At 62.8% G+C, this 26,867-nt stretch carries 26 protein-coding genes and 1 tRNA gene; 18 read left to right on the forward strand and 9 right to left on the reverse strand.

All coding sequences use genetic code 11. The annotated features are described in order from the left end of the window. Positions 1 to 35: 35 nt before the first annotated feature. Positions 36 to 1,148: a pyridoxal phosphate-dependent aminotransferase gene (locus NKJ78_RS07420; protein WP_023692834.1), complete on the reverse strand. Its 1,113-nt coding sequence runs from the start codon at positions 1,146 to 1,148 to the stop codon at positions 36 to 38. Here NKJ78_RS07420 and NKJ78_RS07425 point away from each other — a divergent pair. Further along, positions 1,147 to 1,308, forward strand: coding sequence for a hypothetical protein (locus tag NKJ78_RS07425; RefSeq protein WP_023687272.1), 162 nt, complete (start codon positions 1,147 to 1,149; stop codon positions 1,306 to 1,308). The two genes, NKJ78_RS07420 and NKJ78_RS07425, sit on opposite strands and share 2 nt — an antisense overlap. Before the next feature lie 91 nt (positions 1,309 to 1,399). Here NKJ78_RS07425 and NKJ78_RS07430 read toward each other — a convergent pair whose 3' ends face one another. From NKJ78_RS07430 to NKJ78_RS07440, 3 genes are all read right to left on the reverse strand, one after another. Continuing rightward, positions 1,400 to 2,575: a porin gene (locus tag NKJ78_RS07430; RefSeq protein WP_023743754.1), complete on the reverse strand. Its 1,176-nt coding sequence runs from the start codon at positions 2,573 to 2,575 to the stop codon at positions 1,400 to 1,402. 122 nt (positions 2,576 to 2,697) lie between these two features. Continuing rightward, positions 2,698 to 2,940 (reverse strand): GIY-YIG nuclease family protein, encoded by a 243-nt coding sequence (locus NKJ78_RS07435; protein WP_023829059.1) that lies wholly within the window; start codon positions 2,938 to 2,940, stop codon positions 2,698 to 2,700. A gap of 268 nt (positions 2,941 to 3,208) precedes the next feature. Next, positions 3,209 to 3,299: transfer RNA gene (locus NKJ78_RS07440), tRNA-Ser, on the reverse strand. A gap of 464 nt (positions 3,300 to 3,763) precedes the next feature. Between NKJ78_RS07440 and NKJ78_RS07445 the strand changes: the two genes are divergently transcribed. Both NKJ78_RS07445 and NKJ78_RS07450 read left to right on the forward strand, forming a co-directional pair. Next, complete coding sequence (locus NKJ78_RS07445; protein ID WP_286487506.1) at positions 3,764 to 4,936, forward strand: porin; 1,173 nt, start codon at positions 3,764 to 3,766, stop codon at positions 4,934 to 4,936. A gap of 241 nt (positions 4,937 to 5,177) precedes the next feature. Further along, the gene (locus NKJ78_RS07450) at positions 5,178 to 6,254 is read left to right on the forward strand and encodes a tyrosine-type recombinase/integrase (protein ID WP_023829058.1); all 1,077 of its coding nucleotides are present in this window, start codon (positions 5,178 to 5,180) and stop codon (positions 6,252 to 6,254) included. A gap of 40 nt (positions 6,255 to 6,294) precedes the next feature. Here NKJ78_RS07450 and NKJ78_RS07455 read toward each other — a convergent pair whose 3' ends face one another. Next, complete coding sequence (locus NKJ78_RS07455) at positions 6,295 to 7,215, reverse strand: alpha/beta fold hydrolase (RefSeq protein ID WP_023829057.1); 921 nt, start codon at positions 7,213 to 7,215, stop codon at positions 6,295 to 6,297. A 310-nt stretch (positions 7,216 to 7,525) separates the two neighbouring features. Then, positions 7,526 to 9,559, reverse strand: coding sequence for a lytic transglycosylase domain-containing protein (locus tag NKJ78_RS07460; RefSeq protein ID WP_352459650.1), 2,034 nt, complete (start codon positions 9,557 to 9,559; stop codon positions 7,526 to 7,528). A gap of 277 nt (positions 9,560 to 9,836) precedes the next feature. Here NKJ78_RS07460 and dapA point away from each other — a divergent pair, with 277 nt between their 5' ends. From dapA to NKJ78_RS07475, 3 genes are all read left to right on the forward strand, one after another. Continuing rightward, entirely contained in the window at positions 9,837 to 10,718 is an 882-nt protein-coding gene (dapA, locus tag NKJ78_RS07465; protein ID WP_023822747.1) for a 4-hydroxy-tetrahydrodipicolinate synthase, read from the forward strand. A gap of 25 nt (positions 10,719 to 10,743) precedes the next feature. Beyond that, positions 10,744 to 11,223, forward strand: a complete 480-nt coding sequence (smpB, locus tag NKJ78_RS07470; protein ID WP_023687280.1) for an SsrA-binding protein SmpB — start codon at positions 10,744 to 10,746, stop codon at positions 11,221 to 11,223. Between the two features lie 82 nt (positions 11,224 to 11,305). Continuing rightward, positions 11,306 to 12,013, forward strand: a complete 708-nt coding sequence (locus tag NKJ78_RS07475; protein WP_502901618.1) for a glycoside hydrolase family 25 protein — start codon at positions 11,306 to 11,308, stop codon at positions 12,011 to 12,013. A 266-nt stretch (positions 12,014 to 12,279) separates the two neighbouring features. Here NKJ78_RS07475 and NKJ78_RS07480 read toward each other — a convergent pair whose 3' ends face one another. Both NKJ78_RS07480 and NKJ78_RS07485 read right to left on the reverse strand, forming a co-directional pair. Continuing rightward, positions 12,280 to 12,939: a uracil-DNA glycosylase gene (locus NKJ78_RS07480; RefSeq protein ID WP_352459648.1), complete on the reverse strand. Its 660-nt coding sequence runs from the start codon at positions 12,937 to 12,939 to the stop codon at positions 12,280 to 12,282. Continuing rightward, positions 12,936 to 13,517, reverse strand: coding sequence for a LabA-like NYN domain-containing protein (locus tag NKJ78_RS07485; protein WP_023670234.1), 582 nt, complete (start codon positions 13,515 to 13,517; stop codon positions 12,936 to 12,938). Before NKJ78_RS07485 ends, NKJ78_RS07480 begins: the two co-directional genes overlap by 4 nt. 332 nt (positions 13,518 to 13,849) lie before the next feature. Here NKJ78_RS07485 and rpoZ point away from each other — a divergent pair, with 332 nt between their 5' ends. The 11 genes from rpoZ to recO all read left to right on the forward strand — a co-directional run bounded on the left by rpoZ (position 13,850) and on the right by recO (position 23,252). Next, positions 13,850 to 14,251, forward strand: a complete 402-nt coding sequence (gene rpoZ, locus NKJ78_RS07490) for a DNA-directed RNA polymerase subunit omega (protein ID WP_023670235.1) — start codon at positions 13,850 to 13,852, stop codon at positions 14,249 to 14,251. Positions 14,252 to 14,378: 127 nt separating this feature from the next. Continuing rightward, positions 14,379 to 16,610 carry a RelA/SpoT family protein gene (locus NKJ78_RS07495; RefSeq protein ID WP_023670236.1) on the forward strand — a complete coding sequence of 744 codons (2,232 nt, stop codon included), beginning with the start codon at positions 14,379 to 14,381 and terminating at the stop codon, positions 16,608 to 16,610. Positions 16,611 to 16,711: 101 nt separating this feature from the next. After that, positions 16,712 to 17,290 carry an orotate phosphoribosyltransferase gene (gene pyrE, locus NKJ78_RS07500; protein WP_023687283.1) on the forward strand — a complete coding sequence of 193 codons (579 nt, stop codon included), beginning with the start codon at positions 16,712 to 16,714 and terminating at the stop codon, positions 17,288 to 17,290. 11 nt (positions 17,291 to 17,301) lie between these two features. Further along, entirely contained in the window at positions 17,302 to 17,682 is a 381-nt protein-coding gene (locus NKJ78_RS07505) for a VOC family protein (RefSeq protein ID WP_023692854.1), read from the forward strand. A 264-nt stretch (positions 17,683 to 17,946) separates the two neighbouring features. Then, positions 17,947 to 18,531: a DUF2062 domain-containing protein gene (locus tag NKJ78_RS07510; RefSeq protein WP_023670239.1), complete on the forward strand. Its 585-nt coding sequence runs from the start codon at positions 17,947 to 17,949 to the stop codon at positions 18,529 to 18,531. Continuing rightward, complete coding sequence (gene acpS / locus NKJ78_RS07515; protein WP_023738565.1) at positions 18,528 to 18,941, forward strand: holo-ACP synthase; 414 nt, start codon at positions 18,528 to 18,530, stop codon at positions 18,939 to 18,941. Before NKJ78_RS07510 ends, acpS begins: the two co-directional genes overlap by 4 nt. A 90-nt stretch (positions 18,942 to 19,031) precedes the next feature. Continuing rightward, positions 19,032 to 19,781: a signal peptidase I gene (gene lepB, locus NKJ78_RS07520; protein WP_023670241.1), complete on the forward strand. Its 750-nt coding sequence runs from the start codon at positions 19,032 to 19,034 to the stop codon at positions 19,779 to 19,781. Further along, the gene (gene rnc, locus NKJ78_RS07525) at positions 19,781 to 20,497 is read left to right on the forward strand and encodes a ribonuclease III (RefSeq protein ID WP_023738566.1); all 717 of its coding nucleotides are present in this window, start codon (positions 19,781 to 19,783) and stop codon (positions 20,495 to 20,497) included. Before lepB ends, rnc begins: the two co-directional genes overlap by 1 nt. Further along, positions 20,494 to 21,420 carry a GTPase Era gene (gene era / locus NKJ78_RS07530; RefSeq protein WP_023670243.1) on the forward strand — a complete coding sequence of 309 codons (927 nt, stop codon included), beginning with the start codon at positions 20,494 to 20,496 and terminating at the stop codon, positions 21,418 to 21,420. Before rnc ends, era begins: the two co-directional genes overlap by 4 nt. A gap of 44 nt (positions 21,421 to 21,464) precedes the next feature. Continuing rightward, positions 21,465 to 22,358 carry an aminoglycoside phosphotransferase family protein gene (locus NKJ78_RS07535; protein ID WP_023738567.1) on the forward strand — a complete coding sequence of 298 codons (894 nt, stop codon included), beginning with the start codon at positions 21,465 to 21,467 and terminating at the stop codon, positions 22,356 to 22,358. Positions 22,359 to 22,460: 102 nt separating this feature from the next. Beyond that, positions 22,461 to 23,252, forward strand: a complete 792-nt coding sequence (gene recO, locus NKJ78_RS07540) for a DNA repair protein RecO (RefSeq protein ID WP_023738568.1) — start codon at positions 22,461 to 22,463, stop codon at positions 23,250 to 23,252. Between the two features lie 101 nt (positions 23,253 to 23,353). Here the strand turns inward: recO and NKJ78_RS07545 are convergent, their stop codons facing one another. Next, the gene (locus tag NKJ78_RS07545; RefSeq protein WP_023670246.1) at positions 23,354 to 23,818 is read right to left on the reverse strand and encodes an NUDIX hydrolase; all 465 of its coding nucleotides are present in this window, start codon (positions 23,816 to 23,818) and stop codon (positions 23,354 to 23,356) included. 247 nt (positions 23,819 to 24,065) lie between these two features. Here NKJ78_RS07545 and NKJ78_RS07550 point away from each other — a divergent pair, with 247 nt between their 5' ends. Then, positions 24,066 to 26,840 carry a DUF2339 domain-containing protein gene (locus tag NKJ78_RS07550; RefSeq protein ID WP_023738569.1) on the forward strand — a complete coding sequence of 925 codons (2,775 nt, stop codon included), beginning with the start codon at positions 24,066 to 24,068 and terminating at the stop codon, positions 26,838 to 26,840. The last annotated feature ends 27 nt before the right edge of the window (positions 26,841 to 26,867 follow it).

Below are 26,867 nucleotides of genomic sequence, written 5' to 3' on the forward strand. Positions count from 1 at the left end.
CTCGGCAGGCTCTGTTGCGATGGCAATCGGCGGCGCTAGTTTCCCCGCGCCGCGGCGAGTGCGCCGGGCAGTTCCTCGGCAAAGATGTCGAGTTCATGATCGAGGCCGACGCTGACCCGGATGCAACGTTCGAGCCTTGGCGCCATCGGCTTGCGGATGAAAACGTCGCGCGACAAAAGGTTTTGCAGCACTTTCAGCGCGAAGGCGCCGTCCTGGCCGCAGTCGATGGTGACGAAATTGGTCGCCGATGGCAGCGGCTTCAGCCCGTTCGTCTCCGCAATCCCGGCTATACGTGTGCGGCCGGCAGCGACTCGCGCCACCACGGTGTGCAGCCAGTCCTGGTCGGCCAGCGCCTCGACGCCGGCGATCTGCGCCATGCGGCTGACGCCGTAATGGTTGCGGATCTTCTCGAAGTCACGGATCACCTCGGCTTCCGCCACCGCATAGCCGCAGCGTATGCCGGCCAGCCCGTATGCCTTGGAGAAGGTGCGCATGCGGATGACATTGGATCGCGCGACATCGATCGGCGGCAGCGCCGAGGCCGGCCCCAATTCGCCATAGGCCTCGTCGAGCACCAGCATGGTGGTTTCCGGCAACGCTTCGACGAAGCGGGTGATATCTCCTGCTTCCCACCAGCTGCCCATCGGATTGTCCGGATTGGAGAGATAGACCAGCGGCGCCTTCTCCTTGATGACTGCCTTGAGCAGGCCGTCCAGGCTTTCCTTGTCGTTCTCGTAAGGCACCGTGACCAGCCGGCCGCCGACGCCGGCAATGTGGAAGTTGAAGGTCGGATAGGCGCCGAGCGAGGTGACCACTGCGTCGCCGGGCGCGACATACATGCGCGCCACCAGGCTGAGCAGCCCGTCTATGCCTTCGCCGACCATGACGTTTTCGGCGCCGACGCCGAGATGGCGGGCCGCAGCCTGCTTCAGATCGTAATTGTCGGGATCGCAATACATCCACTGGTCACGCGCGACGCGCTCCATACGGGCGATAACGCGCGGCGAAGGCCCGAAGCTGCTTTCATTGGCGCCGATGCGGGCGCGAAAAGCACGTCCGCGCTCGCGCTCCTGCGCTTCCGGTCCGACAAACGGCACCGTGGAGGGAAGCGCGCCGACAAGCGGCGTGAGGGCAGGGCGCTGGCGCATGGCAAAGGCTCACGAGAAGATGGGCCTTCTTGCTAGCGTGCCCAATAGGACGGCGCAAGTTCTGGCGCGGCTGGAAATAGTGGCCATCACGCCCGTGATGAAATCGGCGCGGGTGGCCACGCTCTACGACCTGACCGCCGGTAGGCGGCAACCCTTTTGAAGGCCAGCACTGCAGCCAATGGCGACGGGCGCTTCAAAAAGAAAACCCGGCGGTTGCCCGCCGGGTTTGCTTTTCAGCCAGGCTGAGCGTCTTAGAACGAGCGCTGGAAGCGGAGGAGACCGCCGATGCTGCTCTTCTTGTCGGCGTTGGTGAAGTTGGAGAAATTGGCGTCGTCGAACTTGCCTGCATTGAGGTAGTCGACTTCGGCCGTGACCGTGAAGCCGGGAACAACGTCGTAGGCGATGTTGGCGGCAACACCGAGATTCTTCCATTCGTCATACGAGACCTGGGCATTGAACGAGGTCTTCTCGTTGATGGTGTAGGTGCCACCACCCCAGAAAGCCCAGTTGCCGCCCCACTGCTTGTAGAAGCCGCGGCCGCCGGCGTCGATCGCATAGCTCGAGTCCGTCAAATTGTCGTCGGTGCCGTAGCCGCCCATGATGAAGAGCGACAGGTTCTGCATCGGGGTGATATCCAAACGAACTTTGCCGGCGACTTCTTCGTAGTTGCTGTCATAAGCGACGACGCCGGTGATGGCGCCCCAGCCCTGCGTGTACTTCACGCCGCCGACGACATGCGGAACGTAGCTGTCGATGGTGCCAACGGTTCCGGAGCCTTCTTCGAGAGAGACCACGGCCGAGAAGCCGTTGCCCGCATCGAAGTAGTACTGGACGACGTTGGTATCGAAATCGCCGTAGGGAACGAGCGTATCCTGGAGGACGTTGCCGGCGTAGCCGATGAACGTGTCGAAGGCCGATTCGTCCTTACCGACGCGCAGGCCACCGAGCTGGATCCAGGCGAAGTTCAGCGAAACGTTCTTGTTGCCGGCAGGGTTGGAGTTGAACTCGTCTGCTTCGGTCGTCGGATCGTCTGCCGAGGGGTAGCCGTTGCGGTTGCCGAAGTTGAAGCGGGTCTCGGTGTAGGTCTTCAAGGTGCCGAGTTCGGTTTCCTGGCCGGTCCAGGTCTTCAGCGTGAAACGGGCGTTCTTGTAGAAGGTATCCTGCTCGTCGCCATCCTTATGGTCGAAGGACCTCGCACCATCGAACGAACCCACGTCGCCGGCACCGATGTCGTAACGGACATAGCCGCCGATGCGCAGGCAGGTTTCGGTGCCGGGAATGTAGAAGTAGCCGGCGCCGTAGACGTCGCAAATCTTGACGTATTCAGCCGGTTCCGGCTCGGCGACGACGACGGCGTCGGCGGCGCGCGCACCGGAAACTGCGATCAGGGCCGCAGCGGAGCCGAGGAGAAGGCTCTTAATGTTCATTTTCTGACCTCCAGTCAGAATCGAACAAGACAGTGAAGCCGGCGACAGGCGTTTTCGCTGTAATCAGTTGTTATTGTTGAGGTCTATTGAAAAATGGAACTTTGCTGCGGGTGATGCGGCCATCACCACAGGCGCTTGTTTGCGGAAGCATGCCCTGAACCGGATTTGAGATAGCGCTCGAATGAAGCTGCCTTGCCCTGGTTCGAAAAGGCCATATAGGTGACGATCCGCCACGGCAGAAACTTGGATGTATGGCTGGATTTCCCCGCATTGTGCTCGACAAGCCGTCGTTTCAGGTCCGTCGTTATGCCGATATAGCGTTCGCGTTCGGCAGCCGCACTCCCCAGAAGATACACATACCACATGAGCTGCTCTCCCTTGCCGGGCGTCGGAGGGCATCCTCTCCGCCATCCTGCTTCGCGCTGAGGTGGGCTTGTCCTGCGAAGCTCGAAGAGCGAAGCAGGACTGCCAATCGAATTTTGCAAGGGATTGTCTGGGCGTACGCTGTGCGGCACGTAGCACACCACACGGTCCGGCCCTTCTACGCCAAGGCTTCGGAGGGCATCCTCTCCGCCATCCTGCTTCGCGCTGAGGGTTGGGCTTGTCCTGCGAAGCTCGAAGAGCGAAGCAGGATGGCGGAGAGGATGGGATTCGAACCCACGAGAAGCTTTTGACCTCTACTCCCTTAGCAGGGGAGCGCCTTCGACCACTCGGCCACCTCTCCGTTGCGCCGCTGGATAGAGAAAAGCGCCGGCACAATCAACAAGCCGGCGCGATAATCGTTGAAAAATCCGCATTCGGCCGCAGCGGCGCCTTTTGCATGCGGCGATTCTACGGCAGTTCCCTGGCTGGCGAGTCGGCGACATGGCCGCAATTCTGGCCGGCCATCGCCGGATTCGGCCGCATTGCGCGGCGCTGGATAAGCCTTGCGGGCCCTTCGATAGTTAATGAGAGCTTTCTGACTGAGGCCAAATCGTGTCATTTGTGCAACAACGCATGGGGATAGCGCCCGCATAGCCCTTTCGCCGGTACGATCGTGGTTGAACGCCGCCGCCTCATGGGTAATGTCGATTTCGAAGGAGCGGCGCGGTGCGCATCTTTTTCGGTAGTGGGGATGGGGCAGGGAACGCTGTCCTTCAGCAAAGAATACCCAGACCCGTTTTTTAACTTTTGACTGGAGGTCAGAAAATGAACATTAAGAGCCTTCTCCTCGGCTCCGCTGCGGCCCTGATCGCAGTTTCCGGTGCGCGCGCCGCCGACGCCGTCGTCGTCGCCGAGCCGGAACCGGCTGAATACGTCAAGATTTGCGACGTTTACGGCTCGGGCTACTTCTACATTCCCGGCACCGAAACCTGCCTGCGCATCGGCGGCTATGTCCGCTACGATATCGGCGCCGGCGACGTCGGCGCATTCACGGGTGCGGAGTCGCTCGACCACGAAGATGGTGACGCGCAGGACACCTGGTACAAGAATGCCCGCGCCACCTTCAAGACCTGGACCGGCCAGGAAACCGAACTCGGAACCTTGAAGACCTACACCGAGACCCGCTTCAACTTCGGCAACAACAATCGGTACGCCACCAACATCGCTGATGATCCGAACACCCCCCTCGTCGATGAAACCGCTTTCGATAGCAATCCGGCCGGCATGAAGAGCGTTTCGCTGAACTTCGCCTGGATCCAGCTCGGTGGCCTGCGCGTCGGTAAAGACGAATCGGCCTTCAATACGTTCATCGGCTATGCCGGCAACGTCATCCAGGATACGCTGGTCCCCTACGGCGGCTTCGACACCAACGTCATCCAGTACTACTTCGATGCGGGCAACGGCTTCTCCGCCGTCCTCTCGCTCGAAGAAGGCTCTGGCGTCGTCGGCACCATCGACAGCTATGTTCCGCATGTCGTCGGCGGTCTGAAGTACACACAGGGCTGGGGCGCCATCACCGGCGTGATTGCTTACGACAGCAACTACGAAGAAGTCGCCGGCAAGGTGCGTTTGGACGTCACCCCGATGCAGAACCTGTCGCTGTTCATCATTGGCGGCTATGGCACCGACGACAACCTGTCGGATCCGACCTGGGCAATCCCGGCCGGCGGCCGCGGCTTCTACAAGCAGTGGGGCGGCAACTGGGCAGTCTGGGGTGGTGGCACCTACACCATCAACGAGAAGACCTCGTTCAACGTCCAGCTTTCGTATGACGAAGACAAGAACTTCGGCGCCGCGGCGAACATCGCCTACGACGTCGTTCCCGGCTTCACGGTCACGGCCGAAGTCGACTACATCAACGTTGGCGACTCCGATTGGACCGATGCCCGCGATGACGACGCCATCGGCGGCATGCTCCGCTTCCAGCGCTCGTTCTAAGGGCTGGGTTTATACAGGTGAAATTCAGCCCGGGCGCATCTACGCCCGGGCTGTTTTTGTTTCGTGACTGGAACAAGGCAAGCAGAAGGAACAGGGGGAATCGGCAGCTGAACAGTCCGTAGGGTGAGTTCGTGGGATCCGCTGATGGGCGGATGAATTCACAACTGCGTGATTAAATCTCTTGAAAGGACGCTTCCAAGCGGGTAGGTCTGACTCTATCCACTCGGGGGTGTGGCAATTTATGACCATCGACGCGATACAAGAGGGTGACCCCTCCGAACATTTCTCAATGTTCTCTTCTCAAAATGCGAAGATAAAATACAGCTACAACAAGATCAGAGAAGTAAAGTCGCACCGGGTCGGAGAGCTTTTTTCAGCATACCGAGACATACTCTGGGATGATGGGCGGCATAAATACAATGTCAGCTCCTTCATCGGCGAAATAGACGAGATTCTCCTCGGAGAACGGTTCAGCGCCTTTGACCAGAGCACCCTGGACAATCTTATCGGCACCTTGCGCCAGCGCGGCAACAGCAACGCAACCATCAATCGAAAGATGGCTGCCCTCAGCAAACTGCTGCGCAAGGCTTACAAGATGGGGGATATCCACAGCCTGCCCGAGTTCCGCCGCCAGAAGGAGCGGGCGGGACGGATTCGTTTCCTCGAAAGGGACGAAGAAGCAAGGCTGTTCGCCGCCATCAGGACCCGCAGCGAGGATGCCTACCGTCTCTCGGTCTTTCTCGTCGACAGCGGTTGCCGCCTTGGCGAAGCGCTCGGACTGATCTGGAACGACATCCAGGAACATCGCGTCTCGTTCTGGATCACCAAATCCGGCCGCAGCCGCACCATCCCGATGACCGAGCGGGTCAAGGAGGTCATCAAACTGCCCCCGTCAGAGGGCCGCCGGCCCAAGGGTCCGTTCACCAAACTCAGCCAGGCACAGTTTCGCGCCATCTGGAACGATGCCAAGGCCGAAGTCGGTCTCGGCGCCGACGACCAGGTGGTTCCGCACATCTTGCGTCACACCTGTGCCTCGCGTCTTGTCCAGGGCGGCATCGACATCCGGCGCGTACAGATGTGGCTTGGCCACCAGACGCTTTCGATGACCATGCGCTATGCGCATCTGGCCACCAACGATCTCGACGGCTGCGTCGTCGTGCTGGAAACGCCCCGCGGCGAAGGGCTGTCCGGCGACGGAAAAAGCTCGGCCTTCGCATCGCCGCTGACCACGGCCTCAGTGCCAGCGCCTGCTCAAAAAAGCAAAGCGGCAGCGGCGAAGGCACCCAAGGCGCCCCGGAAAAGCTCGAAAGCCAAATAGTTACCAAAGGCTTTCATATACTGCCACGACAACCCCAGGATCAGATTTGATCTTGGGGTTTACTTATCCGATCCAAACATTCCGCTTCATCCAGGAAAGCCGCGATGGCGCCCGGCAGATTGCCTGTCTCCAGGAAGGGCGCATGGCCCTGGCCCTCGACGGTGATCGCTTCCATGCCGGAATGACGCTTTTGCATCTCGTCGAGTGTGTCGGCCGACAGGAGTTTCGAGTTGGCGCCGCGAATGGCAAGCAAAGGTATCGCCGCCAGCGCCTCGAACTGCGGCCACAGATCCGGCAACGGCTTGCTGAGGTCGAGGCCCGCCACCGTCTCGACCAGTTGGGGGTCGAAATCCGGCAACAGGAGGCCTTCGTCCGTCTCGCGGTAGAGGGCCGACACCATCCGCTCCCAATCCGCCGCGGTCAGAGCGGGAAAATCCGCGCCGTGCGCGACGCGTTGCGCATCGATCGCCTCATGGCGGCTCTTCGGTTTCGGTGCCGGGTCGAGATAGGTTTGGATATGGGCCAGCCCCGCGGCCTCGATCACGGGTCCGATGTCGTTCAGCACTATGGCTTTCAGTATGGCTGGCCGCAGCGCGCCGAGCACGTGGATGATCAGTCCGCCACGCGATGTGCCGATAAAGGCCGCTTCCTCGACGTCCAGGGCAGCCAGCCCGTCGAGGACATCGCCGGCCTCGATGCCGATAGTGTAGTGGCCGATATCAGGGTCGTAAGCGGACTGGCCGCGGCCACGGTAGTCGAAGGCGATGACCTTGCGCGGATTGTCGGCCCGCTGCGACAGATAAAGCGCCAACTCATGAAAGTCGCGCGCGTTGCGGGTCAGGCCGGGCAGGCAGACCACCGGCCAGTTTCCCGAGTTTGTCTCACCGTAGATGCGAGCGTGAAGTCTGAGGCCGTCCGGCGCTGTGTAGAAGAAATCGGAAAAGCCGTCGGTGCTCGACATATTGAAAGGACTCCCTGGCCGGATTGTCTCCGTCTGCTACAGGCGAGGGTGGGAGCGGTCAAATCGAGGGTTGTCGGCAAGCTGACACTCTTGGAAATGTCGGAGGGACAGCGCCCCCTCTGTCCTGCCGGACATCTCCCCCACGAGGGGGGAGATTGGCGGTTCAGGCGCTACGCCCTTCCTTCGACGTTGGAGATTGGCGAAATCGGCAATGACAGCTGATCTCCCCACTCGTGGGGGAGATGGCCGGCAGGCCAGAGGGGGGCGCGAAGGATCGCCAACGTCTGCCCATGGCGACAGCTCTGCCGCCTCAACCCCGCCCGTTCACCAAATCCCCAACGATGTCGTACTTCCCCGAAATACGCATCTTGTAGACCTCGTAATTCTCCATCACGCGCTGCACGTAACTTCTTGTTTCGGTGTAGGGAATCCGCTCGATCCAGTCGACGACGGCGTCGATGCCCTTGCCGCGCGGGTCGCCGTACTTGGCTACCCATTGGCTGGCGCGGTTGGGGCCGGCATTGTAGCCGGCGAAGGTCAGCACATAGGAGCCGCCGAAGCGGTCGAGCTGCTCGCCGAGGAAGGCAGCCCCCAACGTCGCATTGTAGCCGGCATCGCTGGTCAGCCGATCCTGGGAAAAGCTCAGTCCTGCCTTCTTCGCCAATTGCTTGGCGGTGCCCGGCATCAGCTGCAGCAGGCCGCGCGCGCCGGCGCTGGAGACGGCGCCGACATTGAATTCGCTTTCCTGGCGAGCGATCGCATAGGCCAGCGCCTTGCCGGAGCCGGAAATGTCGGCGGTGTCGGGAATGACGCCCAGCGGATGCGACAGCGCGCCGACGTCGATGCCGCGCGCGCCGGCGATCTTGCCGATCTTCAGCGCCATGAAATGATTGCCCTGCTTTTCCGCCAGCACCGCAAGCAGCGCCAGCTCGCCGGGACTGGTCAACTGCCCGGCGAGATCGCGGTAGAGCGTCTCGGCATAGCGGTCGTAGCCCGCCTCCTGCAGCCGCTTGATGGCGCTGACCGCTTCGCGGCCGTCAAAGCTTTGGCGGTCGGCAGTGCTTGGCTCGGGATAGGCGATGTTCAGCGTGCGCAAGCCAACCCGTTCCGCCGCCAACTGCCCGTAGAAAGTGGTGCCATAGGCTGCCGCCTTGGTGAAATAATCCTTCGCATTGCCGGGACCGCCGACTTCCGCCGCGCGGCCAAGCCAGTAATAGGCGCGTGACAGCGACATCGGTCCCTGCGCGAGATCGGCGATGCGGGCAAAATGGGTCGAGGCCGTCGCAGGATCGTTGAGGCCGCGCAGCGCATACCAGCCGGCGTGGAATTCGGCCTCGGCGGCGCTGGCGAGGCTTTCGGCGGCATGCGCGGCAACGATCTTGTAGGCGGTCTTCCAGTCGCCCTGGTCGACCAGTGCGCGCGACAGCACGCGGCGCTCGACCCACCAGGCATCGGGATCGACCAGCGCGTCGCGGTTCGTTGGCGCTTTCATCATCACCGCGGCGGCGTCCGCAAACTTCCGCTGCTTGCGCAGATATTCGGCTTGCGCGAAGAAATAGCCGGCCGATTGCTGCGCGGCAGGCACCGCGTTCAACAGCTTGGCCGCGTTCTTGTCGCCACGCGAGGCGGCGGCCCAGGCATCGGCCAGCGGTTGCGCGCCGGCAAGGGCTGCGACCCGCAGTGCCGAATTCTCCCGGTCGGCATAAAACATCCGTTCCATGCGGAAACGATGGTCGGCAGCCGGAATGATGGCGCCAAACTCCTTGCTGACGGCCGCCTCGTCCCTGGCTTCCAGCTTCTCGGTGCGCCAGAATGGCGACAGCACGGAAAGCGCAGCCTTGGTGTTGCCAAGAGCTACATAAGAACGGGCAAGGATGACCACGCCTTGAAAGGTCAGCGGCTGGCTGCCGTCAAAGGCTTTCACCACGGTCTGCGGCGAGGGGTTTTCGCGGTAGAGCGCGCGCTCGCTGTTCTTGCGCAAGGCCATGGTGCCCGGCCAGTTCGGCAGCATCTTTGCGGTATCGGCAATCTCGCTGCTCGGCACACGGTCGCCGCCATAGAGCGCGATCGCCCAGGCCAGGATATGACGGTCCAGCGAATTGGCCGGCAATGTTTCGCGCACCGCTCGTGCCGCGGCGATATCGCCGGTGGCCAATGCGTCGAGACCGCTTTTCAGCACGACGATACTGGCGGAGGGCGCATCGGTCTGCGCTCTGTCTTGCATGTCAGGCATCGGGATCGATGAGGTCGTCTGCTCGTCGACGCTCTCGTTTGCCGCCGTCCCCACTATCAGCAGGGCAACGGCGCCAAGCAATATGAAGCGGAGTGGCCGACTGGCCGGCATGATCCTGATCTTTCCCTGTTGCGGCACTTTAGATGGCAAGCCCAGGTGCCCGAGAGCCTAGACTTAGGTCGTGAAGAGCCCGTAAACAAAGGGTTATGCAGGCCGTTCGAATTGCGCTTGCTGGCACCATCGGCATGGTTGCCGCGCAACAGTGTCGAGACTATGGTGCGCGGCTTCGCTTTCGGCTAGAAGGCGCCCGATGCAGTCGCCCAAAAGTGGGAACCGGTTTTGGGACGACGACATGCATAAACAAACAAGTCCCAAGGAGTTGGACGACATGCTGAGAGGCTCGCTTACTGCGCTCGTGACGCCGTTCGAAAAGAGCGGACGTTTCGACGAGAAAGCCTTTCGCGCTTTCGTCGAATGGCAACTTGGCGAGGGCACGACGGGCCTCGTCCCGGTCGGCACCACCGGTGAGTCGCCGACGCTGTCGCATGACGAGCATCGCCATGTCGTCAAGGTCTGCATCGATGTGGCCAAGGGCCGCGCTCCGGTCGTCGCCGGCGCCGGCTCCAACAACACCGCGGAAGCGGTCGGTCTGGTGCAATATGCCGAGCAGGCGGGCGCCGATGCCGCTCTGGTGGTCACGCCTTACTACAACAAGCCAACACAGCGCGGCTTGTACGAGCATTTCGCCGCTGTCGCCAGGGCGACCAAGCTGCCGATCATCATCTACAACATCCCGCCGCGCTCGGTGATCGACATGATGCCGGAGACGATGGGCAGGCTGGCGCACGACTTCCAGAACATCGTCGGCGTCAAGGATGCCACCGGCAAGGTCGAGCGCGTGTCCGAACAGCGCGCCACCTGCGGCAAGGATTTCATCCAGCTTTCAGGGGAGGATGCCTCGGCGCTCGGCTTCAACGCCCATGGCGGCGTCGGCTGCATCTCGGTGACGTCGAATGTCGCGCCGCGGCTGTGCGCCGAGTTCCAGGAGGCCACACTGTCCGGCGACAGCGCCAAGGCGCTGGAATTGCAGGACCGTCTGCTGCCGCTGCACAAGGCGATCTTCCTCGAGCCCGGCCTGTGCGGCGTCAAATACGCGCTGTCGAAAATTGGCAAGGTCGAGAACGTGGTGCGCTCGCCGCTGGTGACGATCGAGCCATCGACCGCCGAGAAGATCGATGCGGCGATGAAGCACGCCGGCTTGATAAACTAGGGATGAGGCGCCACCTCTCCACATCATGAACCAAGTCAGAAAAGCCGATCCCAACAACAAGACCGTTGCGGAAAACCGCAAGGCGCGGTTTTCCTATGAGGTGCTCGACACCGTCGAGGCCGGCCTTGTGCTGACCGGCACCGAGGTCAAGTCGCTGCGCCAGGGCCAGGCCAACATCCAGGACAGCTACGCCTCGGTCGAGGGCGGCGAGATCTGGCTGATCAACTCCTATCTGCCGGAATATCTGCAGGCCAACCGCTTCAACCATGAGCCCAGACGGCGCCGCAAGCTGCTGCTCAACAAGCGCGAGATGGCAAAACTGGCGCAGAGCATCGACCGCGAAGGCATGACGCTGGTGCCGCTGAAAATCTACTTCAACGACCAGGGCCGTGCCAAGCTGCTGCTCGCGGTCGGCCGCGGCAAGAAACTGCACGACAAGCGCGAGAGCGAAAAGCAGCGCGACTGGTCGCGCGAAAAGGGCCGGCTTATGAAGGAGCGCGGCTAGAACCTCGGGCAGTCCCAGAAAAGCCAGACCTCGGCTTTCAAGTTTCGAATAGCTGCAGCAGCAAAACACGATGGGGGAAGGCTTGAAGAACCGGATCATCCTGTGGGGTGCGGCCAGTCTGGTCTTTGCGGGTCTTGTCGCGGCAGGCGGCTTCTTCTATTTCCGGGCCTTCTCGCCGGATCGTGACAGCTATCCGGTCAGAGGTATCGACGTTTCCCATCATCAGGGTGAGATCGACTGGCGGCGCGTTGCCGCCGACGATGTCGCCTTCGCGGTCATCAAGGCGACCGAGGGCGGCGACCATGTCGACGATGACTTCGCCAAGAATCTGCGCGAGGCGCGCGCGGCCGGCCTCGCCGTCGGCGCCTATCACTTCTTCACCTTCTGCCGGCCGGGCGCCGACCAGGCGAAAAATTACATCGCGGTGGTGCCGCACGACCAGCCGCTGCTGCCACCGGTCGTCGACATCGAATTCGGCGGCAACTGCCCGCAACGCCCGTCGCCGGAACAGCTGAGCGCGGAACTCCAGGCCTTCCTCGGACCGGTTGAAGCTGCGTTCGGCAAGCCGGCGATCATCTACCTGACCGACGAGGCTGAGGACGCCTATGCCGGGAAAATCGAGGTTCGCCCGCTCTGGCGTCGCTCGTTGCTCCTGGAGCCAGGTCGCAACGACTGGATCTACTGGCAGTACCACAATATGGGCCGCGTCGACGGCATCACTGGCGATGTCGATCTGAATGTGCTGAAGGGCGGGCAGGAGAAGCTGGCTGAGTTGTTTGCCGCGCCTTGACCTGGCGTGCTCGACCGGCGCGAGATTGGAACCAAACATCGCGGCGCTGATCGGCCCTACCCAGCGTTCCGGCCAGTCTGCGCGCTAACGAAGGTCGGTTTCAGACCGAGCGCTTCCGGGACTTTCATGATTGTCGCAATTCCGGGTTCCCGTCGCCGCTCAAGGCTTTGGAGAGCGCCTGTCTCGTCATGCCTGCCTTTCGGCAAGCTTCGTCATCCGCCCGGGCAAGCCAAGGGCAAGATCGTGCTGGCGGGGTTCTGAAGGCGTTAATTGCGCAGGAAGGCGGCGATGTCGCTGAACACCTTGACAAACATGGGTTCGGTCAAAACACCGGTGTTTGTGTTGTAGCGCGAGCAGTGATAGCTGGAAAACAGCGTGACGCCGCCGGCCGGCAACCGACCGCCGTGCTTGAACGGATAGGCAGCGACGCGCTGGCCGAGCGCCCTGACGGTCGACTGGTGGGCGATCGAGCCCAGCGCCAGCACGGCGCGCAATCTGGGAAAGCGTGCAATCGTCGGCACCAGAAAGCTGCGGCAGGTGGCGATCTCGGCGCCGACCGGCTTGTTCTCCGGCGGCACGCAGCGCACCGCGTTGGTGATCGCGGTGCCGATCAGTTCGAGCCCGTCATCCGGCCGCGCCTTGAACTCGCCGCGGGCAAAACCGTGAGCGATCATCGTTGAGTAGAGCAGGTCGCCGGCATAGTCGCCGGTGAACGGTCGGCCGGTGCGGTTGGCGCCGCGCAGGCCGGGCGCCAGCCCGACGATCAGCAGTTCGACGGCGTCCTCGCCATCAGGCGGCAGGAAGGTCGGCACCGGCGCGTTGAACCACGACGGCTCGCGCTGCCGCCAGTCTGCGATGAAATCATGCAGGCGCGGGCAGAGCGGGCAGTCGCGGTCGGGTTCGGCGACCAAGGCCGCCGCCGTCAATAGTCTTCCTCTTCGACCTCGGCCGGCTCGGGCCTGCGCACCGGTCGCTCGGAGGGATCGCGGCCGACCTCGTTCTTCAGCGAGGTCAAATCGATGAAATGGTCGGCCTGGCGGCGCAGATCGTCCGAGATCATCGGTGGTTGCGAGGCCATGGTGGAGACGATCGAGACCTTGCGGCCGCGCCGCTGCAGCGCTTCGACCAGTGTGCGGAAATCGCCGTCGCCGGAGAAGATGACATAGTGGTCGACGACATCGGCAAGTTCGAGCGCATCGACGGTCAGTTCGATGTCCATATTGCCCTTGATCTTGCGGCGGCCGGTCGAGTCGGTGAACTCCTTGGCCGGCTTGGTCACCACCTTGAAGCCATTATAGTCGAGCCAGTCGATCAGGGGACGGATCGAAGAGTATTCCTGATCCTCGACCAGAGCGGTGTAGTAATAGGCCCGCAGCAAATAGCCGCGCTTCTGGAAGCTGGACAGCAGTTTGCGGTAGTCTATGTCGAAGCCGAGTGCGCGCGAGGTGGCGTAGAGATTGGCGCCGTCTATGAAAAGAGCGATTTTTTCACGGGGGTCGAACATGGCAATATTCCTTTTTCGAAATAGGTGGCGGACTAATCGAAATGGGTCGTTTATATCGCTCGGCTCGTAAATAAACCGGCTGACCTTTCGTCAACCGAGATAGCGCCAGTTTTACGGCAATCCAAGGGTGCCGGGGCGCACTGCAAGCAATTGTGATCGGAGCCGTGTCGTCGCCCGGTAGGCGGGCTTCGCCGGCAAGGCATTCAGCGGCGCCAGAAGCTGGCATTCGCCAGCCCATGGGGCCACAGAGCCATAATGCTTGTATTTTGGCGGCGTTCGGGTTATGGACCGCGCCTGTTTTCCATCAAATCCAGGCATGAAAGGGGCAATCAATGGCCCGCGTAACCGTTGAAGACTGCATCGACAAGGTCGACAACCGCTTCGAGCTCGTGCTGCTTGCCGGCCATCGCGCCCGCCAGATCAGCCAGGGCGCGCCGATCACCGTGCCGCGCGACAACGACAAGAACCCGGTCGTGGCGCTGCGCGAGATCGCCGACGAGACGCTGTCGCCCGACGACCTCAAGGAAGATCTGATCCACTCGCTGCAGAAGCATGTCGAGGTTGACGAGCCCGAGGCCGACGGCGAGGCGATCGCCGACCAGACCGGCAACGCAGTTGCAGCTACCGACGCCGACGACGCGGAAGAAAACGTCACCTTCGATCGCATGACCGAGGAAGACCTTTTGGCCGGCATCGAGGGCCTGGTTCCCCCGGAAAAGAGCGACGACTACTAATCGCTGCCCTGGACCTGCCGGGAATATGGTTCCGGCACTTCCGTCCCGTGTGTTTGGTGGCTATCTATGAGATGCGCCGTACATCAGTGCGGCGCATCAATCATTTCAGCACCGTGAGAACCCGCCCATGATGCGTCAGTATGAGCTTGTCGAGCGCGTTGCGCGCTACAAGCCTGACGTCAATGAGGCGTTGCTCAACAAGGCCTATGTCTACGCCATGCAGAAGCATGGCCACCAGAAGCGCGCTTCCGGCGATCCCTATTTCTCGCATCCGCTCGAAGTCGCCGCCATCCTCACCGAAATGCACATGGATGAGGCGACGATCGCTGTCGCCTTGCTGCACGACACGATCGAGGACACCACCGCGACGAGGGCCGAGATTGACGATCTGTTCGGCCCCGAAATGGGCAAGCTGGTCGAAGGCCTAACCAAGCTGAAGAAGCTCGATCTCGTCTCCAAGAAGGCCGAGCAGGCAGAAAACCTGCGCAAGCTGTTGCTGGCCATCTCGGAGGATGTCCGCGTTCTGCTGGTCAAGCTCGCCGACCGTTTGCACAACATGCGCACCCTCGACCACATGCCCGAGGCCAAGCGCCTGCGCATCGCCGAGGAGACGATGGACATCTATGCGCCGCTCGCCGGGCGCATGGGCATGCAAGGTATGCGCGAGGAACTGGAAGAGATCGCCTTCCGCTTCATCAATCCGGAAGCCTATCGCGCCGTCACCGCGCGGCTTGCCGAGATATTCGAGCGCAACAAGGGCGTGCTGACCGACATCGAAAAGGCGCTGTCGGCGCTGTTCGAAAAGCATGCCATCAACGCCGGCGTGAAGAGCCGGCAGAAGAAGCCTTGGTCGGTGTTCCGCAAAATGGAGGCCAAGGCGCTGTCCTTCGAGCAGCTCTCGGACATCTTCGGCTTCCGCGTCGTCGTCGACAGCGTCGAAGACTGTTACCGCGCGCTCGGCGCCATTCACACCACATGGTCGATGGTACCTGGCCGCTTCAAGGATTACATCTCGACGCCCAAGCAGAACGACTACCGTTCGATCCACACCACCATTGTCGGCCCATCGCGCCAGCGCGTCGAACTGCAGATCCGCACCCGCGAGATGAACAAGATCGCCGAATATGGCGTCGCCGCCCATTCGATCTACAAGGACACCGGCGGCAAGACGAACGGTGCCGCCCATGCGATCTCGAAGGAGACCAACGCCTATGCCTGGCTGCGGCGCACCATCGAGCAACTGGCAGAAGGCGACAACCCGGAAGACTTCCTCGAAAATACCAAGCTGGAGCTGTTCCAGGACCAGGTATTCTGCTTCACGCCGAAAGGCATGCTGATCGCGCTGCCGCGCGGCGCCACGCCCATCGACTTCGCCTATGCCGTGCACACCGATGTCGGCGATACCTGCGTCGGTGCCAAGGTCAACGGCCGCATCATGCCGCTGATGACGGAACTGAAGAACGGCGACGAGGTTGAGATCATCCGCTCCAAGGCGCAAGTGCCGCCAGCGGCCTGGGAGTCGGTGGTGGTCACCGGCAAGGCGCGTTCAGCCATCCGCCGCGCCACCAAGAACGCCATTCGCAAGCAATATTCAGGTCTTGGTGCCCGCATTCTCGAGCGCGCCTTCGAGCGCGCCGGCAAGACCTTCACCAAGGAAAGCCTGAAGCCGGTGCTGCACCGGCTGGCGCGCAAGGACATCGAAGATGTGCTGGCCTCGGTCGGGCGCGGCGAACTTGCCTCGACTGACGTCATGAAGGCGGTCTTTCCAGACTACAAGGACGAGCGCGTCACCGTCAGCGCCCCCAAGCAGCGCGAGGAGGGCTGGTCGAAGATCCGCAACGCCGCCGGCATGCTGTTCCAGATGCCCGGCACCCGAGCCGCGCGCAAGGACAAGGACCAGCCGCGCGATGGCGCGGTGCCGATCCGCGGCGTGCGCGGCGACCTGCCGGTGCGTTTCGCGCCGGAAGGGGCCGTGCCTGGCGACCGCATCGTCGGCATCGTCCAGCCGGGCACCGGCATCACCATCTATCCCATCCAGTCGCCGGCGCTGCAGGCCTTCGACGACCAGCCGGAGCGCTGGATCGACGTGCGCTGGGACATTGACGAGCAGACCAAGGAGCGCTTTCCGGCGCGCGTCTCGGTCACCGCCATCAACGCGCCGGGCTCGCTCGCCGACATCGCCCAGGTCGTTGCCTCCAACGACGCCAACATTCATACGCTGTCGATGGTGCGCACCGCGCCCGACTTCACCGAAATGCTGATCGATCTCGAAGTCTGGGATCTGAAGCACCTCAACCGGCTGCTGTCGCAGCTCAAGGATAATTCGAGCGTCAGCGATGCGCGGCGTGTGAATGGGTGAATAGTGAATAGTGAATAGTGAATAGTGAATAGTGAAAGAAGGCGTTCTCACTACCATTCACCATTCACCATTCACCATTCACCATGGACATGGGGCGAGTTATGAATACCGATGAAGTTCTGGGCATTTTCCGCGAGGCAGGCGCTGTTCTGGAGGGACATTTCATCCTGACGTCGGGTCTGCGCAGCCCGGTCTTCCTGCAGAAGGCGCGCGTCTTCATGCATGCCGACAAGACCGAGCGGCTTTGCAAGGCGCTGGCCGAAAAGATCCGCAAGGCGGTGCCGGGCAAGATCGACTACGTCGTCGGCCCGGCGATCGGCGGCCTGATCCCGGCCTATGAGACGTCGCGCCATCTCGGTGTGCCAGCAATCTGGGTGGAGCGCGAAGGCGGCGAGTTCAGGCTGCGCCGCTTCGAGATCGCGCCGGGATCGCGCGTCGTCATCGTGGAGGACATCGTCACCACTGGTCTCTCGATCCGCGAAACCATCGACTGCCTGCGCGCGATTGGCGCCGAGGTGGTGGCGGCGGCCTGCATCATCGACCGCTCGGCCGGCAAGACCAATGTCGGCGTGCCGCTGATCGCGCTTGCCGAATACGAGGTCCCGGCCTATCCCGCCGACCGCCTGCCGCCGGAACTTGCCGCCATTCCCGCCGTTAAGCCAGGAAGCCGCAACATCTAGGGGACATCACCATGATCGCCGGCATCGATCATTTCGTGCTGACGGTCCGCTCTGTGGAGGACAGCTGCGCCTTCTACCAGCGGGTGCTTGGCCTCAAGCGCCTCGACGAGCCGAACCGGCCGACGGCGTTGCTGTTCGGATCGCAGAAGATCAATCTGCATCAGGTGGGCCGCACCTTTGAGCCCAAGGCCAAGGTGCCGATGCCTGGGTCCGGCGATTTCTGCCTGGTCGCCGCAAGGCCGCTTGCCGAGATTTGCGCCCGTCTGGAAGCCAATGGCGTTGCCATCGAAGTCGGTCCGGTCGAGCGCACCGGCGCCCGCGGTAAGATGATGTCGGTCTATTTCCGCGATCCGGACAGCAATTTGGTCGAAGTCAGCGAATATCGGGAATAATCTATCCGCCTCGGCGTCGTCTCGCGCGGGCCTTGCCGTCGTCGGGGAGCTTTCATCGATATTGTCCTCAGTTTCGCCCCAATGGCGCTCTTGTTACCCGCCTGCGGCAGACCATCGCGGCGGCGTTTCATTGTTCCGCCGCAAGGCAGTCGCTATATCAAAGTCGTTGTTGCCTTTCTGCGCCCTCGAAGCGCAAGATGGAGCGACCGCGCCCGGCCAGGGATGGTTGCAATTTGGGCGTGATGAACCGGGAACTGGAACAGAGTGCTTTTTCGACGCCGAAAGCCTGATGGCATTCTGGAGCGGGTGCGTACCTATCTGTGGCCGCGCCGCTCGTTTTCGCGCTCGTTGCAATATTTCTCCAAGCGCATCCTGCGGCTGAAGGCGACACCGCATGCAGTCGCGGCCGGCGTCGCGGCCGGCGTTTTCGCCTCCTTCTTTCCGCTCGGCTTCCATTTTGCCGTCGCCGCCGTGCTCTGCTGGGTGGTCGCCGGCAATCTGGTGGCCGCCGCCCTCGGCGCGGTATTCTTCGGCAATCCGCTGACTTTCCCGCTGCTGTGGGGAGCGTCCTGGGAAGTCGGCAAGCTGATCCTGCATGAACGCCTGCCCAAGAACGGACCGCCTGCGCATCTTGGTGAGATGATGCACACGCTGTCGTTTGCAAAACTGTGGCATCCGGTGCTCGAGCCGATGCTGATCGGCGCTGTGCCGCTCGGCCTGATCTTCGGGCTGATCTTCTACGGTATCACCCGCTGGGGGATGACAGCCTTTCGCGAGCAGCGCAGGAAGCGCATGGCAGAGCGGGCGCATAAGGCCGGGCACCGCGGACGGGAAGTTCCGGCGGAATGATCATCGGCATCGGCAGCGACCTGATCGACATCAGACGCATCGAAAAGTCGCTGGAACGGCATGGTCAGCGCTTCATCCAGCGCATCTACACCGAGGTCGAACAGGTCCGCTCGGAAGGCCGCAAGGGCCGCGCCGCCTCCTATGCCAAGCGGTTCGCCGCCAAGGAGGCCTGCGCCAAGGCGCTTGGCACCGGGCTGGCGCAGGGCGTGTTCTGGCGCGACATGGGGGTCGCCAACCTGCCCAGCGGCGCGCCGACCATGGCGCTGACCGGGGGAGCGGCGGCACGGCTGGCCAAAATCCTGCCACACGGGCACAGAGCGGCGATCCACCTCACAATCACCGATGATTTCCCGCTTGCTCAAGCCTTTGTGATCATCGAGGCGTTGCCCGCCGAACAAGCGCCACATTGATTGCATCAGACGACCGCTATCTAACGCCGACTTGACGTTGCCCAGCGCGCGCCGAGACTCTATACCATCCAACGCACAATCGAGGACGACATGAGCGTGGCTGAAAAATCCGAGAAGAAATCCGGCGGGCTTGGCGAAATCGTCAGCGTCATCATCCAGGCTTTGCTGCTGGCCATGGTCATCCGCACCTTGTTGTTCCAGCCCTTCTCGATTCCGTCCGGCTCTATGCGGCCGACCTTGCTCGAAGGCGACTATCTGTTCGTCACCAAATGGTCCTATGGTTTCTCGCGTTATTCGCTGCCATTCGGCCCCGACATCTTTTCCGGCCGCATCTGGGGTTCCGATCCGAAGCGCGGCGACGTGGTGGTCTTCAAGTTCCCGCCGGATCCGTCGCTCGACTACATCAAGCGCGTCGTCGGCCTGCCCGGCGACAAGATCCAGATGAAGGACGGCCAATTGTTCATCAACGGCCAGGGCGTGCCTCGTGTGAAAACCGGCCAGATCCAAAATCCTGATATCACGGAAGTGCCTGAGCCGGTCGACGTCTATCGCGAGACCCTGCCCAACGGTGTCAGCTACGACACGCTCGACCTGACACCGAATTCGATCACCGACAACACCCGCGAGTTCGTCGTGCCCCCCGGCAACTATTTCATGATGGGCGACAACCGCGACAATTCCTCCGACAGCCGCCTCAGCGTCGGCTACGTGCCGGCGGAGAACCTTGTCGGCCGCGCCAACATCGTCTTCTTCTCGATCGCCGGGAAGGCGAGCCCCCTCGAGATCTGGAAATGGCCGTCGCTCGTGCGCCTGTCGCGCCTGTTCCATTTCGTGAATTGATGGCTTTGAAGCGCCCGACGGGTGAAACTCTGGCCGATTTGGTGACAGCCAAAACCGGCCATTCCTTCCGGGACGTCCGTTTGCTCGAGACCGCGCTGACCCATTCCAGTGCGGTCAAGGCGAGCAGCAACAACCAGCGCCTCGAATTCCTTGGCGACCGCGTGCTCGGCCTGATCGTTGCCGACCTGCTTTTCGAAAAGTTTCCTGAGGCGCCGGAAGGTGAAATCGCCCCGCGCTTCAATGCCCTGGTCGATGCGCGGACATGCTCCGAGATCGGCATTGAAATGCAGCTCGAAGATCTGGTTCGGGCCGACGCTGCCTTGAAGGCGCGCTCGCGCGGCTCGGGCGGAAATTATCTGGCGGATGCGGTCGAAGCGCTGATCGCGGCGGTCTATATCGATGGCGGCCTCGATGCGGCAAGGCAATTCGTCCTGCGCTACTGGGAGCCGCGCTCGCAAAAGGTGGTGGCCAAGCCGCCCAATCCGAAATCCGACCTGCAGGAATGGATCGCCAAGACCAGCGATGTCAGGCCCGAATACGCGATCGAGAAACGCGAGGGACCTGAACATCAACCGGTTTTCACGGTGTCCGTGAAGGTCGGCGGTTTTGCGCCGGCAAGCGGCACGGGCGGCTCTCGCCGCGCAGCCGAAGAAGCGGCGGCATCGACGTTTCTTATGCGCGAGGGCATCTGGGCCAACCAAGGGAGTGCGGCGTGACCGGCAGCGAAGATCTCCCTCCGGCAGCGGAGGCCACGCATTCCGGTTTCGTTGCCCTGATCGGGGCGCCCAATGCCGGCAAGTCGACGCTGGTCAACCAATTGGTCGGCGCCAAGGTGTCGATCGTCACTCACAAGGTGCAGACCACCCGCGCCATCGTGCGCGGCATCGCCACGCATGACAACGCGCAGATCGTCTTTGTCGACACGCCCGGCATCTTCAAGCCGAAGCGCCGGCTCGACACCGCGATGGTGACCACCGCCTGGGGTGGCGCCAAGGACGCCGATATCGTGCTGCTGCTGATCGATGCCGAGCGCGGCATCAGGGGCGACGCCGACGCCATCCTCGAGCGGCTGAAGGACGTCCGCCAGCCGATGGTGCTGATCCTCAACAAGGTCGACCGGGTCAAGCACGAGGCGCTGCTGGCCCTGGCCGCGGCAGCAAACGAAAAGGTGCCGTTCAAGCGCACCTTCATGGTCTCGGCGCTGACCGGCTCCGGCTGCAAGGATTTGCTCGACTATCTCGCGCAAGCGCTGCCGGTCGGCCCCTGGTACTATCCGGAAGACCAGATCTCGGACCTGCCGATGCGCCAGCTGGCGGCCGAGATCACCCGCGAGAAACTGTATCTGCGGCTGCATCAGGAGTTGCCCTATTCCTCGCATATCGAGACCGAGAAATGGGAAGAGAAACCGGATGGCTCGGTACGCATCGACCAGACCATCTATGTCGAGCGCGACAGCCAGAAGAAGATCGTGCTCGGCCACAAGGGCGAGACGATCCGTGCCATCGGCCAGTCGGCGCGCATGGAAATAGCCGGCATTCTCGAGCAGAAAGTGCACCTGTTCTTGTTTGTCAAAGTGCGTGAAAACTGGGGCGACGACCCCGAGCGCTACCGCGAGATGGGGCTTGAGTTTCCCCATTGAGCTTCATCGTCTAGAAATGCCGCCCGGCAGTTTGAGACGATGACATGCCTGATCCAAAACCGACCATCGATACCGATCTCGTGCGCCGGTTGATCGCCGCGCAATTTCCGCAATGGCGGCATCTGCCGGTGAGGCCGGTGGCGTTTGGCGGCTGGGACAACCGAACCTTCCACCTCGGCAATGATATGACTGTGCGGCTGCCGAGTGCCGCACCATATTCCTTGCAGGTCGAAAAAGAGCACCGCTGGCTGCCCAGGCTGGCGCCGCTTCTGCCGCTGCCGATCCCGGATCCACTGGCGATGGGCGAGCCTGGGGAGGACTACCCCTGGCAATGGTCCGTCTACCGCTGGATCGACGGCGAAACAGCCAAGACCGCCGAAATCGCCGATCGCCCACAGTTCGCGGTCGATCTCGCTAAGTTCCTCATTGCGCTCCGGCGGATCGATCCGGCGGGCGGGCCGCCCGCGGGCCAGCACAATTTCTTCCGCGGCGGAACGCCGAGCGTGTATGACAACCAGACAAGGGAAGCACTCCAGGCGCTGGAGGGGCAGATCGACACCCAGGCGGCCACCGCTGTCTGGGATGCGGCCCTTGCCGCCACCTGGCAAGGGTCGCCCGTCTGGTTTCACGGCGACGTCGCCTGGGGCAACCTTCTGGTCCAAAACGGCCGTTTGAGCGCCATCATCGACTTCGGCACCTCAGGCATCGGCGATCCCTCTTGCGACCTGGCGATCGCCTGGACGTTCTTCCAGGGCGAGAGCCGGGAGGCGTTCCGCGCCGCCATCGACGTCGATGAAGCGACCTGGGCGCGCGGCCGCGGCTGGACGCTGTGGAAGGCGCTGATCACGGTTGCCGGACACGACGCCAACCAAGCCGAAGCCGAGCGATCGCGCCGCGTCATCGACGACGTCCTGGCCGATCACCGGGAATTCGCGTGATCAGAGCCTTTCGACGATGTGTGGGGATCCAATGTCAGCACAGATCGCACGCGGCGCGCCAAAATCTTGATTTAGCCACGCAACCGGTGACAAGCTCCTGCCATGGAATGGCGCGACGAGGGAATCATACTCGGCACCCGCAAGCATGGCGAAACCAGCGCCATTCTCGAGGTAATGACGCGTGCGCATGGCCGCCATCTCGGCCTGGTGCGCGGCGGGCGCTCGCGCAAGCAGCAGCCGGTGCTGCAGCCCGGCAACCGCGTCGACCTTTTGTGGCGGGCACGCCTCGACGAGCATCTCGGCACCTTCCAGGCCGAGGCGATCGAGATGAATGCCGCCCGGTTGATGGACAGCGCAGTCGCCGTCTACGGCCTGCAGACCATGGCCGCGCATCTCAGGCTCCTGCCGGAGCGCGACGCCCATGGCAGCCTGTATGAGACGCTTGCCGTGATGATCGCCCATCTGGACGATTCGGATGCCGCCGGCGAACTGGTGGCGCGCTTCGAACTGCTCATCCTCGACGAACTCGGCTTCGGCCTCGATCTCAGCCAGTGCGCGGCGACCGGCGCCAGGCAGGATCTGGCCTATGTCTCGCCGAAATCCGGCCGCGCGGTTTCGCGCCAGGCCGGCGCGCCATGGCGCGACAAGATGCTGGCGCTGCCGGCCTTCCTGCGGCGCGGCTCCGGCTTGCGGGCGGACCACGCGGCACTCGAGGACGCCTTCCATCTGACCGGTTTCTTTTTCACCCGCCATGTCTACGAGCCGCGCGGCATCGAACAGCCCGATGCCCGTGCCGGCTTCCTCGCCGCCTTGCGCAAGCATCATTCGGGCGGCAAGGCCGCCCTTACGGCAGACGCTGCGCCAGAAGGGGGAGGGAGACTCGGTGGGTGCTGACCTCCGCAAACCGTCCAGGTTCACACCAAAAGCTGCATGCGGCAGCATTCCCTCCCCCTTGTGGGGAGGGTTAGGGTGGGGGTACTCGTAGGGCAAGAGCCTCAGCCGGCTTTGCGATGCTCCATGAAATCATCGAGGATGGCGCGCTGACCGCCGAGGATCTTGAGGCTGGCCTCGGCGAAGGAAAACCAGCCGGCCCTGTCGATTTCGGGAAATTCCCTCGTCACGCCTGACCTGGGCGGCCATTCCATCGTGAACATGTTGCTTTTAACGGCATCGGGATCGAAATCGGCTTCGACACTCCAGGCGATGACGATCTTGCCGCCGGCTTGCCGATAGCTGCCGACAGGTTCGAAATCGCCATCGATGCTGACTCCGAGTTCTTCCCCAGCCTCGCGCCGGGCGGCGGCCAACTCATCTTCATTGTCCTCGACGAGGCCCTTGGGGATCGACCAAGCGCCTTCATCCTTCCTTGCCCAGAACGGGCCGCCGGGATGGACGAGCAGAAATTCGAGAATGCCGGCCCTTGTCCGGTGGATCAGCAGCCCTGCACTTCGTTTCGGCATTCGATTTCCTCGTAGTTCATCCGAGGATAGCATGGCTCCTGGGCAAGTGGCGGCGGCATGCCATTCCTGGCTATCTCAGATGATGGGTGAGGATAAAGACCGTAGGCCGCTGGAATTTGCCGAGGAAACATGCTCGATAACTTCTTTTCGGCCACCATTGCGGTGGCGTGACTTGAATAGCCGTCTGGGGTGGCCGTGTGGCCGCCGCAATTGTCAGTGAAAACTGGCCTGGTTTGGGGGAACCGCCATGTTTGAAAGCCTGATTGGCGCCGTCGTCGTTATCGTGCTTTTTGTCCTCGTCTTGCGCCAGCAGGGCCGCGTCAGTCTGATCGAGCGCGAGCTCGGAGCGCTGCGCAGCCTGGTTCTGTCCGGAGTGCATGCGACACCGCCCGTTGCCAAACCGGCCGAGCAGGCTGCAAGCGCACCGGCGGATGCCGCTCACGCTAGCGCACCAGTTGCCGACATAGCTTCGCCAACAACAGCAGACGCGGCACATGCCCAGGCACCGGCCGCCGAAGCCGATGCGGCCACCAGCGAGGCCGTGCCAGAACTGTCGGCCGCGGCCAAGGCGGCATTCACCGGATCCGCGCCTGCCGCCACGTCGAAGGCAGCCCGCCAGTCAGAGGTCGAAACGGCGCTCGGCACCCGTTGGGCGGTCTGGGTCGGCGGCGTCGCGCTGGCCCTGGGCGGCCTGTTCCTGATCCGCTACACCATCGAGGCCGGCATTTTCGGCCCTGAAGTGCGGCTGTCCCTGGCGGCGCTGCTCGGCCTGGTGCTGATCGGCGGCGGCGAGTTCATCCGCCGCACCGGCTTCAAGGTGCCGGTGCAAGGGGCTGCAGGCGCCTATATTCCGGCGATCCTGACGGCTGCCGGCGCCTTCATCCTGTTCGGTACGGTCTATGCCGCGCATGCCATTTACGGTTTCGTCGGGCCGGCCTTCGCCTTCACCGTGCTCGGCGCCATCGGCGTGGCGACCATTGCCGCCGCCCTCGTCCACGGCCAGGCCCTGGCCGGCATCGGTCTCGTCGGCTCGATGGCGACGCCGGCGCTTGTGTCCTCGCAGGCGCCCAACCCATGGGCGCTGTTCGTCTACCTGGCGATCGTGCTTGCCGCTACAGCCGTGATCGCCCGCATTCGCGACTGGAAATTCCTGATTGCGGCGGCCTTCTTCGGCACCGGCGCCTGGACCATCGTCTACATGATGAGCACGCTAGTCGCCGACCTTGCCGTCATCCTGTTCATCGACGCGGTGACGCTGGCGGTGCTTGCCTTTGTCTGGCTGGGCACACGTGACAGCGAAGCGGAGACGGCGAAGACCGGCTTCGACTGGCCCTCGATCGTGCCAGGCGTTTTCGTTGCGTTTTCAGCGCTAGGCCTGTCCGTCGACACGACGCTGGTCGCCGCCGGTGGCGCCTTGCCGGGCGCCTTCGTCCTCGTCGCCCTTGTCGCCACCGCACTCTACCGGCCGCGCGCGCTGCCGCTGCTGCATGCCGCCGGCGTGGTGAGCGTGATGATCCATCTCGGCATCATTCCGCCCACCACCATCGGCTCCGACATAACCCAGGGGAATATCGGCTTTGACGGCATGCCGGTGGCGGCCGGAAATCCGTTGACGCTGCGCATCGGCATTGCCCTCGGCCTGGTTTTCATCGGCGCCGGCTTCTGGGCCGCACGCCGCTTCGCCGCCTCAGCACGGGTCCGCGCGGCATGCTGGGCGGCATGGGGCGTCGCTGCGCCGCTGCTTATTCTGCTGACGCTGTGGCTCGCCTACGGCAATCCCGACCGCGACCTTGTCTACGCAGCGATAGCTGCCCTTCTGGTCGTCGTCTTCGCCGCCGGCGGCGAATGGATTGCGCGCGCCGAACAGCCGCCGCTCAAGGGCGACGTCGCCGTCTCCTTCGCGCTTTGCGGCTCGGCTCTGGCCGGGCTCCTGATGCTGCACATGGCCTTCGGTTCCGGCTGGACCACGTTGCTTGCCGGCGTTGCCGCCATCGTGCCGGCGCTGGCGACGCGTTGGCGTTCTTATCCGGTGCTGGGCTGGATTTCGGTCGGCGCGGTCGTCGCCGTGCTCGGCCGCGTCGCCTTCGATCCGACCATCGTCGGCGCCGAGTTCCTGACGACGACGCGGGTGTTCAACTGGCTGCTGCCGGGATACGGCGTACCGGCGCTAGCCTTCGGCTTTGCCGCCTGGCAACTCGCGCGTACCACCCCCGCACTACCAACAACTGGTAATGGCCGGCCGCGCCTAGCGATGGAGGCGGGTGCAGCCCTGTTTGCGCTGCTCACCGTCGCCATGCTGGTGCGCCACGCCATGCATGGCGGCGTCATCGACACCGGCCCGGTGACGCTCGCCGAACAGGCGATCTATACGCTGATCGCCATCGGCGCCGGCGCGATACTGGTGGCCATCGACATGCGCTCGCCAAGCTCTGTGCTGCGCTACGGCTCGATGGCTGCCGGCGTGCTCTCGGTCGCCTTCATCGTCCTCCAGCATTTCCTGGTGCTCAATCCGCTGTTCACCGACGAATCGACCGGCCAGATCCCGGTGTTCAACCTCTTGTTCCTGGCTTATCTCCTGCCGGCCATCGCTGTCGGCGGGCTGGCGCTCTATGCCAGGGACAAGCGGCCGCCATGGTATGCGCAGATGCTGGCGGTGGTGGCGGCATTGCTTGTCTTCGCCTACGCCACACTGTCGGTCAGGCGCGTGTTCAAGGGCGAGTTCATCGGCCTGTGGAGCGGCCTCGGCCAGCTCGAGACCTACACCTATTCGGCGCTCTGGCTGGTCATTGGCGTCGTGCTGCTCACCGCCGGCGTCTGGCTGAAGTCGCAGGTGCTGCGCATCGCCTCGGCGGCGCTGATCGCGATTGCCGTGGTAAAAGTCTTCCTGTTCGACATGTCGGAACTGGAAGGCGTGCTCAGGGCGCTGTCCTTCATCGGTCTTGGCGCCGTGCTGATCGGCATCGGCCTGTTCTACCAGCGGCTGCTGACGCGGGCGGCGAGGGAGGCCAACGCTGCAACTTGAAGTGATATACGGGATGGAATATATGAA

Source organism: Mesorhizobium sp. M0037 (assembly GCF_040323635.1).
In the GTDB taxonomy this organism is placed as follows: Bacteria; Pseudomonadota; Alphaproteobacteria; order Rhizobiales; family Rhizobiaceae; genus Mesorhizobium.

Coding starts and splice junctions, on each gene's coding strand:
- NKJ78_RS07425 (WP_023687272.1), top strand. CDS start 1,147: ATGGCAAAGGCTCACGAGAAGATGGGCCTTCTTGCTAGCGTGCCCAAT.
- NKJ78_RS07420 (WP_023692834.1), bottom strand. CDS start 1,148: ATGCGCCAGCGCCCTGCCCTCACGCCGCTTGTCGGCGCGCTTCCCTCC.
- NKJ78_RS07430 (WP_023743754.1), bottom strand. CDS start 2,575: ATGAACATTAAGAGCCTTCTCCTCGGCTCCGCTGCGGCCCTGATCGCA.
- NKJ78_RS07435 (WP_023829059.1), bottom strand. CDS start 2,940: ATGTGGTATGTGTATCTTCTGGGGAGTGCGGCTGCCGAACGCGAACGC.
- NKJ78_RS07445 (WP_286487506.1), top strand. CDS start 3,764: ATGAACATTAAGAGCCTTCTCCTCGGCTCCGCTGCGGCCCTGATCGCA.
- NKJ78_RS07450 (WP_023829058.1), top strand. CDS start 5,178: ATGACCATCGACGCGATACAAGAGGGTGACCCCTCCGAACATTTCTCA.
- NKJ78_RS07455 (WP_023829057.1), bottom strand. CDS start 7,215: ATGTCGAGCACCGACGGCTTTTCCGATTTCTTCTACACAGCGCCGGAC.
- NKJ78_RS07460 (WP_352459650.1), bottom strand. CDS start 9,559: ATGCCGGCCAGTCGGCCACTCCGCTTCATATTGCTTGGCGCCGTTGCC.
- dapA (WP_023822747.1), top strand. CDS start 9,837: ATGCTGAGAGGCTCGCTTACTGCGCTCGTGACGCCGTTCGAAAAGAGC.
- smpB (WP_023687280.1), top strand. CDS start 10,744: ATGAACCAAGTCAGAAAAGCCGATCCCAACAACAAGACCGTTGCGGAA.
- NKJ78_RS07485 (WP_023670234.1), bottom strand. CDS start 13,517: ATGTTCGACCCCCGTGAAAAAATCGCTCTTTTCATAGACGGCGCCAAT.
- rpoZ (WP_023670235.1), top strand. CDS start 13,850: ATGGCCCGCGTAACCGTTGAAGACTGCATCGACAAGGTCGACAACCGC.
- NKJ78_RS07495 (WP_023670236.1), top strand. CDS start 14,379: ATGATGCGTCAGTATGAGCTTGTCGAGCGCGTTGCGCGCTACAAGCCT.
- pyrE (WP_023687283.1), top strand. CDS start 16,712: ATGAATACCGATGAAGTTCTGGGCATTTTCCGCGAGGCAGGCGCTGTT.
- NKJ78_RS07505 (WP_023692854.1), top strand. CDS start 17,302: ATGATCGCCGGCATCGATCATTTCGTGCTGACGGTCCGCTCTGTGGAG.
- acpS (WP_023738565.1), top strand. CDS start 18,528: ATGATCATCGGCATCGGCAGCGACCTGATCGACATCAGACGCATCGAA.
- lepB (WP_023670241.1), top strand. CDS start 19,032: ATGAGCGTGGCTGAAAAATCCGAGAAGAAATCCGGCGGGCTTGGCGAA.
- rnc (WP_023738566.1), top strand. CDS start 19,781: ATGGCTTTGAAGCGCCCGACGGGTGAAACTCTGGCCGATTTGGTGACA.
- NKJ78_RS07535 (WP_023738567.1), top strand. CDS start 21,465: ATGCCTGATCCAAAACCGACCATCGATACCGATCTCGTGCGCCGGTTG.
- recO (WP_023738568.1), top strand. CDS start 22,461: ATGGAATGGCGCGACGAGGGAATCATACTCGGCACCCGCAAGCATGGC.
- NKJ78_RS07545 (WP_023670246.1), bottom strand. CDS start 23,818: ATGCCGAAACGAAGTGCAGGGCTGCTGATCCACCGGACAAGGGCCGGC.
- NKJ78_RS07550 (WP_023738569.1), top strand. CDS start 24,066: ATGTTTGAAAGCCTGATTGGCGCCGTCGTCGTTATCGTGCTTTTTGTC.